Here is a 753-nt window from a genome sequence, read left to right as displayed (position 1 = left end):
TTTGACCCTTGATCCACGAGTCAATTTCGGATTGAAAAAGTACAATTTAGGATTAGTTTTTGTATGAAAATGACTCGGATTTTCCGTATGGACACACCTATCCCAATAAGTTGCTTTTTGGATGCTTTTTTAGGCTGCTTTTTGCTTCGGTGGACTTTCTTTGGCCTCCCTTCTTTTAGCGATCAGAACAGCGTTGGCTGTCATGATCCCAAAAAATATCATCAGCTTCTCCCTCTTTTCCCCTTTGACCTTGATTTTACCAAGACCGTAAAAGTTTTTGTTTGTTCCAAAAACACCTTCCATAACAGTGGCTCTCTGTTTGGATATTTCCGAGCTCAGAGTTTTTTCAGCCTTGCTTAGTTTTTTAGGACCTTTTTTAGGGAAGCAGGTAAAGATTTTTTTCCCAGTGCAGAATACGCGGTTTTTGTTGGTAGCATAGATCCTATCAGCTCCAAGCTGTTTTACAGGACCGAAAAACCTTTTATGCTTGGCTACTGACAGCTTAAGCCTAGTACACTCGTTGTAGGCATTGAAATCCAGTTTGTCAATAAAAGTAAGGCCATCAACCTGAAGAATGTGGGCTTTGGCGCCGAACTCCACAGGCTTTTTTTCTTTCCCTCTTACTATTGGTCGTAGATATGGTTTATGGAGTGATACAATTCTATCCTTCAGTTTTGAAGGAGGATTAGCCAGTAAAAACTCCTGTTGCTGACATACTTTCTTTATCACACCGAATCTTGCAAAATCTTTCAG

Annotated in this window: 1 pseudogene; it reads right to left on the bottom strand. The window is 40.1% G+C overall.

Going from position 1 to position 753, the window contains the following annotated elements:
* Positions 1-129: 129 nt before the first annotated feature.
* Positions 130-753: pseudogene (locus tag MM214_RS18930) on the bottom strand (transposase); the annotation flags it as partial.

The sequence above is a fragment of the Belliella kenyensis genome (genome assembly GCF_022549675.1).
Taxonomy (GTDB): Bacteria; Bacteroidota; Bacteroidia; order Cytophagales; family Cyclobacteriaceae; genus Belliella; species Belliella kenyensis.
This window is presented reverse-complemented; position numbering and strand designations above follow the sequence as displayed.